Origin of the sequence: Roseibium suaedae (genome assembly GCF_900142725.1) — a bacterium.
Taxonomy (GTDB): Bacteria; Pseudomonadota; Alphaproteobacteria; order Rhizobiales; family Stappiaceae; genus Roseibium; species Roseibium suaedae.
Window position 1 is genome coordinate 157951 of sequence record NZ_FRBW01000004.1, and the last position, 16141, is coordinate 174091.

Consider the following 16141-nt stretch of genomic DNA (forward strand, 5'->3'; position numbering starts at 1 on the left):
CATGTTTCATTTCATGAAGGATCAGATCCAGGCTGCAAAGCCGTCCCGCCGCAGCTTCCTGAAGATGTCTGCTGCAGGTGTTGGCGGTTTCATTCTGGCGGCGAGCCTGCCCGGTGCCTCCCGCAAGGCATTCGCAAGCGAAGGCGATTTCGCCCAGCCGTTCGTGCACATCCGGCCGGACAACAAGGTCGTGGTACTGATCAAGCATCTCGACAAGGGACAGGGCACGGCAACGGGCCTTGCCACGCTTGTCGCTGATGAGCTGGATGCGGATGCTGCCCAGATTGAAACCAATTTTGCTCCGGCAAATGTGGAGCTCTACAAGAACCTCGCCTTCGGCATGCAGGGAACCGGCGGCTCGACAGCCATGGCCAATTCCTTCCTGCAGTACCGGACGGCAGGGGCAGCCGCCAAGGCCATGCTCGTAGCTGCCGCCGCGCGCAAATGGGGCGTTGATGCGGCGACGATCACCGTCTCCAAGGGCGTCGTCACCTCCGCCAGTGGCCAGTCCGCGAGCTTCGGTGATCTTGCGGCATTGGCAGCCAATGAGGATGTGCCGGCAGAACCAGTGCTAAAGACCCCCGATCAATGGGTCTATATCGGCAAGTCCTTCCCCCGTGTGGATGTCCCGGCCAAGAGCCACGGCAGCGTTGGCCTTTATGGCATGGACCATCAGGCCGAAAACATGCTGGTGGCGGTGCTTGCACGTCCGCCCCGGTTTGGCGGCGTTCCGACTGGCTTTGAAGCTGCCAAGGCCCGCGAAGTGAAGGGTGTCGTGGATGTGGTGCAGGTGCCGAGCGGCGTTGCCGTTCTGGCAACCTCGACCTGGCCGGCGATCGCGGCCCGCGACCTTCTTGAAGTCACCTGGGACGAAAGCGGCGCAGAAACCCGCAGCACGGACGAGATGGCCAAGGAACTTGCCGACATGACGGCAACCAAGGGCATTTCGGTTCCCGGCAGCCATGGAGATGCGGAAGCTGCCATCGCTTCGGCCGCAAAGGTGATTGAGGTCGACTACGCCTTCCCGTTCCTGGCCCATGCGCCGATGGAGCCGCTCGACATCACCGTGTTCTTTGATGGCGAGAAGGCCGAATTCTGGACCGGATCCCAGTTCCAGACCATCGACCAGATGGTTTCGAGCAAGATCTTGGGCCTGACGCCGGACAAGGTCACGATCAACACCACCTGGGCAGGTGGTTCCTTCGGCCGCCGTGCGCAGCCGGACAGCCACTATTTCGCCGAAGCCGCCCTGATCGCCAAGGCCCGGCTGGAGGCAGGCAACGCCGCTCAGCCGATCAAGGTGGTCTGGACCCGCGAAGACGACATTCGCGGCGGCTACTATCGTCCGATGGTTGCGCACAAGGCGAAGGTCGGTTTTGACGACAAGGGCCAGGTTACAGGCTGGAGCCACCGTGTCGCGGCAAAGTCCATCATGCAGGGAACCGCTTTCGAGCAGTTCGCGATGAAGGATGGCGTTGATGCGACCACGGTCGAAGGCATTGGCGAGTTGCCCTATGAGCTTCCCGCCTTCCAGACCGAGGTTCATAACGCCAAGACGCCGGTTCCGGTGCTTTGGTGGCGTTCGGTTGGTCACACCCACACCGGGTTTGTTGCCGAAACCATGATGGACCGGCTGGCAAAGGAAGCTGGCGAAGATCCGCTGGACTACCGTCTGAAGCGCATCAAGAACGAGCGTCTTGCAGGCGTGCTCAAGCTGGTGGCCGAAAAGGCCAACTGGAGCACCCCCCTGCCCGAGGGCCGCTATCGCGGCATCGCGGCGGTGGAATCCTTTGGATCCTATGTGGCCGAGGTTGCGGAAATCTCGTTCCGCGAAGACGGAACGGTGAAGGTCGAAAAGGTGACCTGCGCAGTCGATTGCGGTCTGCCTATCAACCCGGACAACATCGTTGCCCAGGTGGAAGGCGGCGTCGGTTATGGCCTTGGTGCGGTTCTGCGCAACGAGATCACCATGACGGACGGCGAAGTGGATCAGTCCAACTTCGATACCTATCTGCCGCTCCGCATGACTGACATGCCGAAGGTCGAGGTCCATATCGTGCCATCGACCGAAGCCCCAACGGGCATTGGCGAGCCTGGCACGCCTCCGGTCGGGCCTGCGGTTGCCAATGCGATTGCAGCGGCAAAGGGCGAATGGGTGACGGTGCTGCCCTTCTCCCGGCATGGCTACGCCTGACCGGCGGACCCAAGTCCGGACAGGAGTTTAGCGCTTCTTTTAAGGCCGCCTTCGGGCGGCCTTATTCTTTGGCGAAGAACAAAATTGCTGTAGCGCAGGTTGCAGCATGAAACTCCGCTTGCATGCTTTGTGGAGTTCCCTGTAATAACCGCCGCCCTGCAGGAAATCGGCAAGTTTAGACCGGTTTCGGGGCACTTTTGTTCTCCAAGGGTGATCCATGCGCGCCTCCTTCTCCCGATTGTTCTTTCTTGCCGCTTTCCTTGCGACAAGCGCTGCCCAGGCGGGCACCTTGTCCGGCCTGCGCGGCACGCCAACTCCCTTCTCTTTTGACACGGTCGTTGACGAGGCCCGCAAGCTTGCGGCATCTCCCTACAAGGAGCAGCCGGTCCGTGCTGGCGATACGCTCGAGAAGATCGACTATGACGCTCACTGGAAGATCCGCTTCAAGCCGGAAGAGACCGTCGACATTGCTCCGGGCGTGCCGGTTCAGTTCTTTCACAGCGGCCGCTTCTTCAAGCTGCCGGTGAAGCTGAACGAGGTTGCGGACGGTCAGTCCCGCGAGATCCTCTACAATCCTGCCTATTTCGACATGCCCGAGGACAGCCCGGCCCGCGATCTTCCGGCCGACATCGGCTTTGCCGGCTTCCGCGTCATGCGACCGGACCTGAAGACCGACTGGATTTCCTTCCTTGGCGCGGCCTATTTCCGCACCGACGGCCAGTCCCATCAGTATGGCCAGTCGGCACGGGCGCTTGCGATTGACACCGGCATGTCCAAGCCTGAGGAATTTCCGCGCTTCACCGCCTTCTGGTTCGAAGCGCCGAAGTCCGACCAGGAAACGATCACCATCTATGCCCTGATGGATTCTCCGTCTGTCGCCGGTGCCTACAAGATGACCATGCTCAACCGGGAAGGTGAAGGCCAGGTCATGGACATCGACAGCCGCCTGTTCTTCCGTGCTCCGGTTGAACGTCTGGGCATTGGACCGCTCACCAGCATGTACTGGTATTCTGAGACCAACCGGTCGACCGGTCTGGACTGGCGTCCGGAAGTGCATGACACGGATGGTCTGGCCATCGTCAGCGCGGAAGGCGAGCAGATCTGGCGTCCGCTCAATAACCCGCGCGCGCTGCGCACCTCCACCTTCATGGCCAACAACGTCAAGGGTTTTGGTCTGGCTCAGCGCGACCGGGCTTTCGAGAACTATGAGGACGACGGCGTCTTCTATGACAAGCGCCCGTCTGTCTGGATCGAGCCGACCCAGCCCTTTGGTGATGGTGCCGTGCAGCTGGTCGAGATCCCGACCGATGACGAGATCTTTGACAACATCGTTGCCTATTTCATCCCGAAGGATCTGCCGGTCGCCGGCAGCGAAAAGCATTTCGCCTACCGCATGTACTGGAAGGATGCTCATCCGCTGCCGCCGGCAGGTGCCCGTGTCGTGGCAACCCGTGGCGGCCAGGGTGGGGTTCCCGGACAGTCGCGTCCGCAGGACCAGATCAAGATGGTGATCGAGTTCGAGGGGCCTTCCCTCAAGGGTCTTGGTCAGAACGACGGGGTTACGCCGGTCATTGAGCTCTCAAAGGGCGAGGCGATCAATCCCTATGTACTGCCCGTGGTCGGCACCGACCGGTGGCGTCTGGTGTTTGACACCAAGGTGTTTGATCACGAGCCGATCGAAGCCCGTGCCTATCTCAAGAAGGACGATGATGTTCTGACGGAGACCTGGCTAGGCCAGCTGTCCCACGAGATTGTTGCCAAGCCGCACTAAGCCGGCCTTCAATCCGGATACTGAAAAGGCCGTCCATTGGGCGGCCTTTTTTTGGTGTTTGCAGGTGGCCTTTCGGATCAAGCCTTGCGCCAGCGGACCACGGCTGCAGTGGTCAGGCCGAAGATCAGGTGACCGGCCAGCGAGGCCCAGGCGAGCGGGATGAAGCCGAGGAAGGGCGGCAGTCCGGCGATGAGATGGGCCATGATGTAGAGGGCAAAGACCCAAAGGCCCGCGCCGAAGCCAAGACCAACGATCCACCAGGGCAGGAAGGGCGTCACGACACGCGCAATGGGGCGGGCGACAAACAAGTATCCAAGCGGGTAGAACACAACGCCGACGACGCCGTGAATGATCTCAGCAAGAACCCGGCTGGAAAGACCAAAGACTGACTGCACGAGCGCTGCCGGCTCTAGCGGGCCGCCGACCAGAAGGGGCGTGATGCCTCGCGCCCAGACCTCCCACAGCAGATCGGCGGCAACGCCTGCGATGATTGCCGTGACGAGAATTGAGATGCTGAGCGGCGGAAACAGAGGCCGTGAGGCCGGGAGAGAAGAACTTGCGGTCATAATGCCCCCTGGAAACGGTTTGGCGGGAAACGCTTTGTTCCTGCCAAGCTCGCTCCAAAACCTGATCCGCGCAACTCACGCTTTGATCAGAATTTATCGCGGAAACTCACGCCATGGGCCTTGTGACCTCACCGGAAGGTGAAGTTGCCGTCATCAAACGAGGTGCACGCGCCGGGCAAACAGGCCGTAGAGGATGCCGCCTGCGAAGCCGCCGAGATAGACTGCGGGAGAGCTGAGGAGCAATTCGTCATAAAGGCTGTTCGCGCCCGAAACAGTCACCAGAAACGGGACTGCGAGCATCGCGGTTCCTACGCCGGTGATGGCGAAATAAAGAAGAGAGCGGATCTTGAACGCAGCGCTTGTGCCAATGCTCAGCAAGAAACCCGGCCAGGCCGTGCCGAACGTGATGACGGCGCCGAGGAAATAGCCCTCCAGATCGAAATAGAAGGGCTCGCCGCCTGCCATGAGATCCCTTGCCAGGGCAACTGTCTGAAACACCGTAAAGCAGACAAAAGTCGCTGCAATCACGGCCAGGCAATAGCCTGCAAAGACCAGCGCGAGGCCGGCGAGCCAGCTGCGCTTGCGCATTTCCATGCCATCAGGCAGCCGTTCCTGCATCCCGGTCCTTCTTGCGCATGCGCTCGGAGGCGGATTTCAGCTGGCCGCAAGCTGCGAAGATATCGCGGCCACGGGGCGTGCGGATCGGCGATGCGTAACCCGCACGGTTCACGATGTCCGCGAATTCCTCGATCCGGTCCCAATCGGAACACTCGTATTCAGACCCCGGCCAGGGGTTGAACGGGATCAGGTTGATCTTTGCCGGGATACCCTTGAGCAGGCGGACCAGATCAAGAGCGTCCTGATTGCTGTCATTCACGCCCTTGAGCATCACATATTCAAAGGTGATGCGCTTGGCATTCGACAGGCCCGGATAGGCGCGGCAGGCGTCCAGCAGTTCCTTGATCGCCCACTTCTTGTTGATCGGCACCAGAACGTCGCGCAGGTCGTCACGCACCGCGTGCAGCGAAATGGCAAGCATGCAGCCGATTTCATCGCCGGTCCGCGCGATTTCCGGCACGACGCCGGAGGTGGACAGGGTGATGCGGCGCTTGGAGAGAGACAGGCCGTCACCATCAGAAGCGATCAGCAGGGCCTTTTTCACGTTCTCGAAATTATACAGCGGCTCGCCCATGCCCATCATGACGATGTTGGTGACCATGCGTCCTTCCGAGGGAACGATGGCGCCTTGGGGCGTGTTGGTGTCCGGGAAATCGCCAAGCCGGTCACGGGCCATCAGCACCTGAGCCAGGATTTCTTCCGAGGTCAGGTTGCGGACCATGCGCTGGGTGCCGGTGTGGCAGAAGGTGCAGGTCAGCGTGCAGCCGACCTGGGAGGAGACGCAGAGTGTCCCCCGGCCCTCTTCCGGAATATAGACCGTTTCGACTTCGACCGGACGGCCTGCGCCGCGCGCCGGGAAGCGGAACAGCCACTTGCGCGTGCCGTCGACGGAAATCAGCTCGCTGACGATTTCCGGCCGTGCAATCGAAAAGGCCTCTGCAAGCTTGGTGCGCAGGTCTTTGGCGATGTTGGTCATCAGGGAAAAATCGGAGACGCCGCGCACATAGAGCCAGTGCCAGAGCTGGGAGGCGCGCATGCGGCGCTGCTTTTCCGGAATGCCGATGCTGGCCATGGCATCCGCGAGTTCTTCCCGGCTGAGGCCGATCAGAGGCGGCTTGTCTTCGCTCATGACAGGCGCGATCACGGCGGCGGGCGCCTGATCATTTGCGGGCTGTGCTGCATCCGGGCGGGATGCAGTCACGGACGGCGCATTGGGGTTGTCCCGCGCGATATCGAGCGTCATGGCCATTCTAGAGATCCGTTGTGTATCTGGCTTGCCGGCCCTGATGAAACGCCGGGGCCTATCCGCGCCGGTCCAATTGGCCGCGCTGGTATCTTTTCTGCCCCGCTGAAAACCACAGAAAGGGCAAAAAATCAAGCTTCTTGCCTGGGCGGCAGCTATGCCGCAAATGCAAAAGGGCCGGCGAAGCGCCAGCCCTTGTTACGATTCAGGCAGATCCGTCAGCGGCAGGCTGCGGAAGCCGTGTCCATGGCTGCGGAAACGCCCGACAGCGAGAACTTGTAGGATGTCTGGGTGCCGCGGCTGGACTGGGCACTGATCGACATCTCACGGCCAGCGCGCATCGCTGCGATCAGCTGCTCTTCGGTAGCTGCGTTTTCGACCCATGCACCGTCGTTCTTGGTGAACAGCGAGAAGTTCTTGCCATCCACGTTCACGGTCACGTTGGAATTTTCCTTGAGCGGGTAACCGACCAGTAGGCTCGGTTCGTTGCTCACGCCTTCGCTCGGGCGGGTGGAGACGAAGAAGAATACGTCACCATGGTTCCGGTCACCCGGCAGCATCTGTGTCGGTTTGGTCAGTGCATAGCACACCTTACCGCTGCCACCTGAATGGGTATAGGCTGCCCAGTCCTTTTGCTGCTTAAGCAACGTCGGGGTTTGAGCAAATGCCGCTGCACTCGACAAAACCAGGCCGATAAGGGCCACTATCAGCGTTTTTGCTTGCATCATCTCCACACCGTTTATGCTTGCGATTGCCTGTCCAAGACAGTTCGAATGCCATCAGACATATAAACCTTGCTTTAATGATAACTTAAAGCGGGTTACGAAAGGGTTGAGACCGGCCGACAGCCGGACATTTTCTGCAGCTCCTGCTACATTTCCTCATGGGATGGACCGTTTGAGGATAAATCGGGCGACAGTGTGGCGCGCAGGCCTTCCGTAAATCGGCGAACCTGATTAGATAAGACAATCGGCAGTGAGTTAAGGGAAACTGGTGAGCCTGCTTCAATACCATTCGGAGCTTATCACGAAGGTCGCAGCAGTGCGGGACAAGGCTGCTTTTGCCGAGCTATTTGATTTTTTTGCGCCCCGTTTGAAGGGCTATCTGATGCAGCAGGGGGCGGATGCCCACACGGCTGAGGAAATCGCCCAGGACGTCATGGTGACACTTTGGCGCAAGGCGGATCTTTTTGATCCGGCTAAGGCTTCCGCCAGCACCTGGCTCTACCGGATCGCCCGGAATCGCCGTATCGACAAGTTGCGCCGTCAGAAATCCGCAGAGCTCGATCCGGAAGATCCATCCCTTCACCCCTCCGAAGAGCCGGATGTCGCCGTCGAAATGGATGCGCGTGTGCGTGAGGAACGCGTGCGCGAGGCCATGACCTCGCTGCCTTCAGAACAAGCGGACGTCGTCCGGCTGGCGTTTTTCAAAGGCCTGTCGCACAGCGAGATTGCCGGCGAAATCGGTCTGCCGCTCGGAACCGTCAAGTCGAGAATACGGCTGGCCTTCGCCAGGCTCAGGCAGGTTCTCGAGGCCGACAGCGCCATTGATGTGGACTGAGCTGGGCGCGAAGGCGTGCAGCTGCTTCTGTTACTTGCCCTGCCCTGGAACAATCCGTCCGCGCCGCATGATCGGGCCGCCGCTGACATGCTGCTGTGGCGTTTCGGTAGGAGCGCCTGCGCCAACCGGGCGGTCCGCATAGCGTCCAAGCGCGCGGTGCCGGTCATAGAGGACGATCGCCCCGGCCATGGCCACGTTGATGCAGAACTTGGTCGGGATCTTCACCACATGATCACAGCGGGCCAGCATGGCCTTTGACAGGGAGCCGCGTTCCGGTCCCAGCACATAGGCTGCCTGGAGCGGATGACCGAAGCTCGGCAGATCGATGGCGTCATCGGTCAGCTCGATGCCGACCACTTGGCAGCCGCGGGGCAGATCCATCGCGTCAACGGAATCCCAGGAAAACAGCGGCAGGTGCCCGGGGCTTTTCGAAGTGTCGGAGGCTGGTGCCCGCCGCAATTCGTTGCCGGCATCCACGGTGAAGAAGAAGTTGGCGCCGAAGGCATGGGCGGAACGCATCAGGTTGCCGAGGTTCATGCGTTTGGACAGGCCCTCTGCCCCCACTGCGAAATATCCTCTCATCCGATGTTCCTTTCCGGGCGTATCTCAACGTTGGCAGGCTACATATCGGCGGGGGACTGGATCCGCAACCGATGCCGGGCTTGAAAACGACAAACTATATTCGCTTTGCTGAAAGCTGAGGGGCTGGTAGGACATCCTGCAGATGACCATCCGGATGGGAGGGGAATTCGTGAAAGCCTGTCTTTGTACGTCTTACGGATCTCCGGACACGTTGCGGATCGAGGATATTCCAGTGCCGGTTCCGGGAGAGGACGAGGTTCTGGTCAAGGTGATGGCTTGCGGCCTGAACTTTGCCGATACGCTGATCATTCAGGGCAAATACCAGTTCAAGCCGGATATGCCTTTTTCGCCTGGCGGCGAGTTTGCCGGCGTGATCGAGGCTGCCGGATCCCGCGTCGATTTTGCCAAGCCGGGCGACAGGGTGATGGGTTACCGGCGCTGGGGGGCGGCACGAGAGTATCTGCTCGCGGGTGAGGATGATCTCGTTCCCCTGCCCGAAGACATTGATTTTACGACCGCTGCGGGGCTGACGGTCACTTACGGTACGGCCATTCATGCCTTCCGTGATCGGGCAGGTCTTCAATGCGGCGAAGTGGTCGCTGTGCTGGGGGCTGCGGGCGGCGCTGGGCAGGCGGCGGTGGAGATTGCCCGTCTGATGGGCGCAACGGTGATTGCCTGTGCCTCTTCGCCAGAGAAACTCGGCTATGCCAAGCAACTGGGCGCACATCATCTCGTTGATTACACCACCCAACCCCTCAAGGAGACCTTGAAGGCTCTGACACACGGGGCGGGTGTTGATGTCGTTTATGATCCGGTGGGCGGGGAACTGGCGGAACAGGCGCTGAGAGCGACTTCATGGGAAGGCCGCTATCTGGTGGTCGGCTTTGCCTCGGGTGAGATCCCGAAGGTGCCGTTCAACCTGATCATGCTCAAGGGCTGCGATGTGCGTGGCGTGTTCTGGGGCGAGGCCCTGTCCCGCGATCCGCAAGGTCACAGCGAGAACATGGTCCAGCTCCTCGACTGGGTGCAGCAGGGCCGTCTGAAGCCGAGCACCCACGCCGTCTATCCGCTGGATCAGATTGCAACGGCCTTGAACGAAATCGCCGGGCGCAAGGTGCGTGGCAAGGTGATTGTCACGCCCTGAGCCCGGTCAATTCCAATTGGCTGGTCACGCCTCGAATGTGGCGATGACCGGGGCGTGATCGGACGGCTTCTCCCAGCCGCGCGCATCGCGCAGGACGCGGGTGCCCTTGATGTTTGCGTCCAGAGCCTGGGAAACCCAGACATGATCCAGGCGGCGGCCCTTGTCAGCGGCTGACCAGTCTTTCGCCCGGTAGCTCCACCACGTGTAGATCTTCTCTTCCATCGGCGTGAAGCGGCGCATGGCATCGATCCAGGCGCCCGTGTTGCGAACGTCCTCGAAGAGGTCGCATTCGAGCGGCGTATGGCTGACGACCTTCAGCAGAGCCTTGTGCGACCAGACGTCATGCTCATAGGGAGCGACGTTCAGGTCACCGACCAGAACTGCGGGCTTGCTGGTCTCCTCACCCTGCAGCCAGGCCTTCATTTCAGCAAAGAAATCGAGCTTGTGACCGAACTTCGGATTGATCTCCCGGTCCGGCTCGTCGCCGCCTGCCGGGACATAGAAGTTGTGCACCCGCAAGGGCGTGCCATTGAAGCTGATGTCGGTAGCGAGGTGGCGGGAGTCGCCCATATCGCAGAAACCGCGCTTTTCCACATTGGTCAGCGGGCGGCGGGAAACGGTCGCAACGCCGTGATAGCCCTTCTGACCATTGATCTCGATGTGCTCATACCCTGCCTTGCGGAAGGAGTTGAACGGAAAGTTCGCATCCGGGCATTTCGTCTCCTGCAGGCACAGGACATCCGGGGCGATCTCTTCGAGGAATTTCTCCACGATCGGCATCCTGAGACGCACCGAGTTGATGTTCCAGGTGGCAAGGGTCAGGCGGTCGGTCATGAAAGCTCTTGAAGGTCTGGGGTGGAACGGCGCGGGGCCGGTAAGCAGGTAATCAGTCTTAGGCTGTTTGTATCCGCCTTTCCAGACCCGCGTTGCCTCTAAGGGCAAACAGGGCGGAGCGCGGATAAATTTTCCGGAACCAGAGGGTTTCCGCCAGCCCACTGGCGATAAAGGGCTTTTTCAAACGACGCTTGTGGAGCGTTGCTTAATGCTCTTCACCTTTTCGCGATCTGCATTAGATCTGCACTATCCGTTAAGGAATTTTCGACAATTTGAGCCATCTTTTGCGCGTTTCGTTAATCCGGCGAGTGTGGTTGTGTTTGAAGTTCTGCGTCAGTTTTGCGCCTTTGCCAGTCTCCTGTTCCTATCCTCCTGCTCGGTCTACGAGTTTCCGGATCCGACCCCAGAGGACTATGCCATTCACGGGATTGATGTCTCGAAATGGCAGGGCGACATTGACTGGCATGCGGTGAAGAAGGGCGGCGTCCACTTCGCCTGGATCAAGGCGACAGAGGGCGGTGATCATTATGACGACCGGTTTCTGACCAACTGGACCAACGCCCGCGCGGCAGGCGTTCCGCGTGGCGCCTATCACTTTTACTATTTCTGCCGCCCGGTTGAAGAACAGATCGCCTGGGTGAAGCAGATCGTGCCGGTTGATCCGACGGCCCTGCCCCTGGTGCTGGACATGGAGTGGAATGGTCACTCCAAGACCTGCCGTGACCGTCCGGGCAAGGACGTGATCCTGCGGGACATGGTTCATTTCCTTGACGAGATGGAGAAGCACTATGGCAAGCGCCCGGTGATCTATTCCTCCGTCGACTTCCACCGTGACCGTATGGTTGGTGAGTTGAAGAACGAGGAATTCTGGCTGCGGTCTGTCGCGGCCCATCCGACCCGCGCCTACATCAACCGCGATGACTGGGTCTTCTGGCAGTACACGGCAGAAGGACGCGTCCCCGGGGTCAAGGGCAATGTCGACCGGAACACCTACTACGGAACGAAGTCCCAGTTCCGCAAATGGCTGCGGGGCGAGCGGTCCCGCTGACCGGTCAGTCCTGGCCGGTTCCTTCGAACCTGGCCAGAAGTCGGACCATGATGGCGTCGAGGGCAGAAAAGTCCTCGTCGCTCAAACCTTCGACCAGCTTCTTCTGGGTGTTGCAGTGATCGGCAAGTGCTCCGTCGATCAGAGCAAAGCCTTTGGGTGTCAGCTGAATGTCCACGCTGCGCCCGTCTTCCGGATTTTTCCGGCGTTCCACCAGGCCAGCCTTTTCGAGCTGGTCTATTCTGTTCGTCATGGTGCCTGAAGAGACCATGGTCGTGTTCATCAGGGCGCCCGGCGATAGCCGGTAAGGCGCGCCGGAACGTCTCAGCGTTGCCAGCATGTCGAAGTTCGCGGCGTTCAGTCCATGAGCCGCAAAGGTCTTTTCCATTTCCCGGCTGAGGTGCGCCCTGATCCGGCCGAGGCGCCCGATCAAGGCCATTGGGCGCGTGTCCAGATCCGGACGCTCCAGGCGCCATTGCTCAATGATTTTATCGACATGATCCATGTCCGGACGATGGAATGAAAATATCTTGACGTCAAGATTTATCGATTTATCTTGATGTCGAGATAAATGAGGTTTCCAATGTCCCGTACATCCCTCCTGCTGATGACTGCTGCGGCTCCCGCGATCTGGGGCAGTTCCTATATCGTTGCGACCAGCTTCCTTCCTGGAGCAGATCCGATCATGGTGTCGCTGCTGCGCGCTCTGCCGCCGGGCCTTTTGCTGCTTGCCCTCACCCGGCAAGTGCCGCGCGGGGCCTGGATCTGGAAAGTCCTGCTCCTGGGCGCGCTGAACTTCTCGTTCTTCTGGAGTTTCCTGTTTCTATCGGCCTACCGGCTGCCGGGAGGTGTGGCGGCGACCGTGGGAGCGATCCAGCCCCTGATCGTGGTGATCCTGGCGCGTCTTGTGCTGGGGGCCGCCTTGAAGCCTCTCTCGGTCGGAGCGGCCATTCTTGGAATGGGCGGGGTGGGACTGCTGGTTCTGGGCCCCTCCGCGTCACTTGATCCGGTGGGGATCGCAGCAGGTCTGGCCGGGGCGGTGTCCATGGCCCTTGGGTCTGTGCTGACGCGCAAGTGGCAGCCGCCAGTGTCGCCGTTGACCTTCACGGCCTGGCAGCTCACTGCTGGCGGACTTCTGCTTGTGCCAATTGCTTTTGGGACCGGCGCATCCCTGCCGCCACTCAGCATGGATACGGCGATCGGTATCGGCTATCTGGGCCTGATCGGCGCTGCGCTGACCTATATCTTCTGGTTCAGGGGTATCGCCAAACTCGGACCGCAGACGGTTGCCCCCTTGGGGTTCCTGTCACCTGTCACAGCGGTTCTGCTGGGCTGGATCATTCTGGGTCAGGCCCTGACGCCAACGCAGATGGCTGGCGCTGCCATCGTTCTGATCAGCGTCTGGCTGGGCCAGCGGGCGCAGCGGCCGCAGGCACCGGGAACACAAGGCCGGACTGCCGCAGCCTGAGTGCTGCGGCAGCTAAAACTGGCAAGGGATCAGGGCTTGGGGGCCGCCACGATCAACGACCAGAACACCTTGTGTTTGGCCGATGAGGAATAGGCGGTCGCCAGACCGAAACGCGTGCCGTTCTTGTCAAGCATGACCGCATTGTGCTTGGGAGATTCCCGCCAGCCCGAGAAGGCTTCTGCCAGGGTCCGGTAGCCGCCGCTGACATTTTCAACGGCGGTGGTGTCCGGTTCGCCAATGGATGCCATGCGGGCGGAAAGCTTCTGTTCCGCGCCAAGAGAGGCGTTGACCGACCCCGCCCTTGCCATTGCGACGGCTTGTGACTTGGCGATTGCGGTCAGCTGCGGATCTGGCGTCAGGGCGCCAAGACCGTTGTTCTTCCGGTAAAGGGAGAGCATGGAGGCGGCGGATTGCTGATCAACGGCGGCATCTGGCCGGGCCATGGAGTCATAGAAGCTCGGCTTGGACGGCTTGGTCTCCGTGCAACCACTTAAGATCGCAGCGGCCAGCAGGCTGCCGGACAAAGCAAGGATGGCACGAGAAAAGGGGGCACGAACTGGCGAGCGTAAAGAAGCGCGAATCACGCGGGGAACCTCCGGAAATAACAAGAGAGCCATCGCCTTTGATCGCAGCAAAATTGCGGCGGATCGTCTGATCCCTGAAAGGATTTCTTGCCAAATGCCGGTCTGGTTCTTCTTTTCGATCAACGCCGATTCAGTAAGGCAATACAGTAATTTTTAAGTGCAATGTGATCCAAAGGCAGGACTGAGCAAATCAAAGGATGACGGATCATATGTCGGCCGGAGAAACTGGTGCACCTATACGTGTCATAATTGCGGATGACTCGACGACGGTATGCAAATTCGTGGAACGTGCGCTGAAGCTTACTGGCCGGGATTTCGACATCTCATTTGCTCACGATGGGCAGCAGGCGGTTCAACTCCTAAGCAAGCAGGTTTTTGATATTGCCTTTCTGGACATCAACATGCCGCAGCTCAACGGCATCGAAGTGATGGCGGCAATCCATGTCATGGGAGCAAAGACTTTTGCTGTATCCATGTCCGACCGGCTGTCGGAAGCCTCACAGGAAAAGCTCAAGACCTTTGGTGCCTATGACTACTTGAATAAGCCTTTTAACAACGGCCAGGTTCGTCAGCTCATTGAGACCTTTGAAGCCATTCGCCAGTCCTACAAGGTGCTGGTTGTTGATGACTCTGCCACGGTTCGGCGGATCGTCATGAAGGTGCTGCAGAAGAGCATCTTCGATCTGGAAATCGATGAGGCGGTCGATGGTCTGGATGCCATAGAGGCTGTCAAGAAAAACCCCTACCGGCTGGTATTCACCGACTTCAACATGCCGAACATGAATGGAATTGAGCTCGCTGAAAAGCTGGCGGCTTATACGGCCGGTTCCGATGTGGTGCTGATGTCGACTGAAATGAGCGACCTGCACGACAAGGCCGCCCAGCGGGTTGGGGCAAAGGCTTTTTTGCGCAAGCCGTTCTTCTCAGCCGATGTGGATACGATCCTGCATCATTTGTTCGGTCTGAAACATTCTGCCTTTTCCAAGCAGGTCCGTATGTTTGCCATGAGCGCCTGATCTCAGCTCCCGGCCAAAGCGGCTGTCTTGCCCGGTTTCCGTCAGGTCCCGTCGGACCGGTTCCTTTCGAAACCGGTCCAGTGGGGCGTGTCCGCTGCGCGGGGGAAAACCGCGCCCGGACATCTGGGAGCTTCCGTGTCCAGGATCAGCGCTTGCCCGCGTCCAGAACGTCTTCGAACGTACGCAGGCCCGAAACCGGCGAGTTGACCAGCACGGCCATGTTGCCCGGAGCATGCTGGTTCTTCCACATCTTGGTATGCGCCTTCGGGATCTGGTCCCAGGGGAACACTTCCGACATGTAGGGGTCGATGCGCCGTTCGATCATCAGCTTGTTGGCGGCCGAAGCCTGCTTCAGATGGGCAAAGTGAGACCCCTGCAGACGCTTCTGATGCATCCAGAGATACCGGACATCGAAGGTGCAGTTGAAGCCGGAGGTGCCGGCGCAGATCACGACCATGCCGCCCTTCTTGCAGATGAAGGTGGAGACAGGGAAGGTCGACTCGCCCGGATGTTCGAAGACGATATCGACATTGTTGCCCTTTCCGGTGATGTCCCAGATGGCCTTGCCGAACTTGCGGACCTCGTTGAACCAGGTCTTGTATTCTTCCGAGTTGACCTTGGGCAGCTGACCCCAGCAATTGAAGTCCTTGCGGTTGATCACGCCTTTCGCGCCAAGGCTCATGACGAAATCGCGCTTGTCCTCATCGGAAATGACGCCGATCGCGTTTGCGCCTGCCGTGTTGATGAGCTGGATGGCATAGGAGCCCAGTCCGCCGGATGCGCCCCAGACCAGAACGTTCTGGCCGGGCTTCAGTTCATGCGGATGATGGCCGAAGAGCATGCGGTAGGCGGTTGCCAGCGTCAGCGTGTAACAGGCGCTTTCTTCCCAGGTCAGGTGCTGCGGGCGCGGCATGAGCTGGCGGGCCTGCACCCGGCAATACTGGGCGAAGGATCCGTCATGGGTCTCGTAGCCCCAGATCCGCTGGGACGTGGAGAACATCGGATCGCCGCCATTGCATTCCTCGTCGTCGCCGTCGTCCTGATTGCAATGGATGACGACTTCATCGCCAACCTTCCAGCGCTTGACCTTGGAGCCGACGGCCCAGACGATGCCCGAGGCATCGGAGCCTGCGATGTGATAGGGCGCCTTGTGCACGTCAAAGGGGCTGATGGGTTCGCCGAGCCCGGCCCAGATGCCGTTGTAGTTGACCCCGGCGGCCATCACGAGGACGAGAACCTCGTCGTCACCGATCTCCCAGGTCGGAACGACTTCGAGCTGCATTGCGTCTTCCGGCGGGCCATGACGTTCCCGGCGGATGGCCCAGGCATACATGTTCTTGGGAACATGCCCGAGAGGAGGAATTTCGCCCAGTTCGTAGAGGTCTTTCATCGGAACGATCTCCGCTGTCCGGTTATCGTTGGCCTCGGCCGCTGACGTCATCTTCTGCTCCTCCCAGTGTGTCTGATCCTGCTACACCGGCCTCATGTCCGTCCTGACCGGGCACAGATCTTTGTT

At 59.9% G+C, this 16141-nt stretch carries 16 protein-coding genes; 7 read left to right on the top strand and 9 right to left on the bottom strand.

Features of this window, described 5'->3' with window-relative positions; all coding sequences use genetic code 11:
• Position 1: 1 nt before the first annotated feature.
• Positions 2–2194 (top strand): xanthine dehydrogenase family protein molybdopterin-binding subunit, encoded by a 2193-nt coding sequence (locus BUA94_RS17120; protein WP_073014563.1) that lies wholly within the window; start codon positions 2–4, stop codon positions 2192–2194.
• A 217-nt stretch (positions 2195–2411) separates the two neighbouring features.
• Entirely contained in the window at positions 2412–3965 is a 1554-nt protein-coding gene (locus tag BUA94_RS17125) for an OpgD/OpgG family glucan biosynthesis protein (protein WP_073014564.1), read from the top strand.
• A gap of 77 nt (positions 3966–4042) precedes the next feature.
• On the opposite strand, the gene BUA94_RS17130 is transcribed toward BUA94_RS17125, so the two are convergent.
• The 4 genes from BUA94_RS17130 to BUA94_RS17145 form a co-directional block, all read right to left on the bottom strand.
• The gene (locus BUA94_RS17130; protein ID WP_073014565.1) at positions 4043–4531 is read right to left on the bottom strand and encodes a hypothetical protein; all 489 of its coding nucleotides are present in this window, start codon (positions 4529–4531) and stop codon (positions 4043–4045) included.
• Between the two features lie 153 nt (positions 4532–4684).
• Positions 4685–5149 (bottom strand): hypothetical protein, encoded by a 465-nt coding sequence (locus tag BUA94_RS17135; protein WP_073014566.1) that lies wholly within the window; start codon positions 5147–5149, stop codon positions 4685–4687.
• Positions 5130–6398: a dual-specificity RNA methyltransferase RlmN gene (gene rlmN / locus BUA94_RS17140; RefSeq protein ID WP_084082095.1), complete on the bottom strand. Its 1269-nt coding sequence runs from the start codon at positions 6396–6398 to the stop codon at positions 5130–5132. Before rlmN ends, BUA94_RS17135 begins: the two co-directional genes overlap by 20 nt.
• A gap of 212 nt (positions 6399–6610) precedes the next feature.
• A complete protein-coding gene (locus BUA94_RS17145) occupies positions 6611–7117 on the bottom strand; it encodes an invasion associated locus B family protein (RefSeq protein WP_175558079.1) in 507 nt (168 codons plus the stop codon).
• Between the two features lie 268 nt (positions 7118–7385).
• Between BUA94_RS17145 and BUA94_RS17150 the strand changes: the two genes are divergently transcribed.
• Positions 7386–7952, top strand: a complete 567-nt coding sequence (locus BUA94_RS17150; RefSeq protein ID WP_073014567.1) for a sigma-70 family RNA polymerase sigma factor — start codon at positions 7386–7388, stop codon at positions 7950–7952.
• Between the two features lie 30 nt (positions 7953–7982).
• Here BUA94_RS17150 and BUA94_RS17155 read toward each other — a convergent pair whose 3' ends face one another.
• Positions 7983–8534: an RNA methyltransferase gene (locus tag BUA94_RS17155; protein ID WP_073014568.1), complete on the bottom strand. Its 552-nt coding sequence runs from the start codon at positions 8532–8534 to the stop codon at positions 7983–7985.
• A gap of 169 nt (positions 8535–8703) precedes the next feature.
• On the opposite strand from BUA94_RS17155, the gene BUA94_RS17160 reads away from it, so the two are divergent.
• Positions 8704–9678, top strand: a complete 975-nt coding sequence (locus BUA94_RS17160) for an NADPH:quinone oxidoreductase family protein (RefSeq protein WP_073014884.1) — start codon at positions 8704–8706, stop codon at positions 9676–9678.
• A 24-nt stretch (positions 9679–9702) separates the two neighbouring features.
• On the opposite strand, the gene xth is transcribed toward BUA94_RS17160, so the two are convergent.
• Positions 9703–10512 carry an exodeoxyribonuclease III gene (xth, locus tag BUA94_RS17165; protein WP_073014569.1) on the bottom strand — a complete coding sequence of 270 codons (810 nt, stop codon included), beginning with the start codon at positions 10510–10512 and terminating at the stop codon, positions 9703–9705.
• A 316-nt stretch (positions 10513–10828) separates the two neighbouring features.
• On the opposite strand from xth, the gene BUA94_RS17170 reads away from it, so the two are divergent.
• Positions 10829–11560: a glycoside hydrolase family 25 protein gene (locus BUA94_RS17170; RefSeq protein WP_073014885.1), complete on the top strand. Its 732-nt coding sequence runs from the start codon at positions 10829–10831 to the stop codon at positions 11558–11560.
• A gap of 4 nt (positions 11561–11564) precedes the next feature.
• On the opposite strand, the gene BUA94_RS17175 is transcribed toward BUA94_RS17170, so the two are convergent.
• Positions 11565–12062 carry a MarR family winged helix-turn-helix transcriptional regulator gene (locus BUA94_RS17175; protein ID WP_073014570.1) on the bottom strand — a complete coding sequence of 166 codons (498 nt, stop codon included), beginning with the start codon at positions 12060–12062 and terminating at the stop codon, positions 11565–11567.
• A 66-nt stretch (positions 12063–12128) separates the two neighbouring features.
• On the opposite strand from BUA94_RS17175, the gene BUA94_RS17180 reads away from it, so the two are divergent.
• Positions 12129–13025: an EamA family transporter gene (locus BUA94_RS17180; RefSeq protein ID WP_084082097.1), complete on the top strand. Its 897-nt coding sequence runs from the start codon at positions 12129–12131 to the stop codon at positions 13023–13025.
• A gap of 29 nt (positions 13026–13054) precedes the next feature.
• On the opposite strand, the gene BUA94_RS17185 is transcribed toward BUA94_RS17180, so the two are convergent.
• Entirely contained in the window at positions 13055–13609 is a 555-nt protein-coding gene (locus BUA94_RS17185) for a CAP domain-containing protein (protein WP_235860632.1), read from the bottom strand.
• Between the two features lie 197 nt (positions 13610–13806).
• Here BUA94_RS17185 and BUA94_RS17190 point away from each other — a divergent pair, with 197 nt between their 5' ends.
• Positions 13807–14625, top strand: coding sequence for a response regulator (locus BUA94_RS17190; protein ID WP_208980140.1), 819 nt, complete (start codon positions 13807–13809; stop codon positions 14623–14625).
• Between the two features lie 145 nt (positions 14626–14770).
• Here BUA94_RS17190 and ccrA read toward each other — a convergent pair whose 3' ends face one another.
• Positions 14771–16066, bottom strand: a complete 1296-nt coding sequence (gene ccrA, locus BUA94_RS17195; protein WP_073014571.1) for a crotonyl-CoA carboxylase/reductase — start codon at positions 16064–16066, stop codon at positions 14771–14773.
• Positions 16067–16141 lie beyond the last annotated feature (75 nt).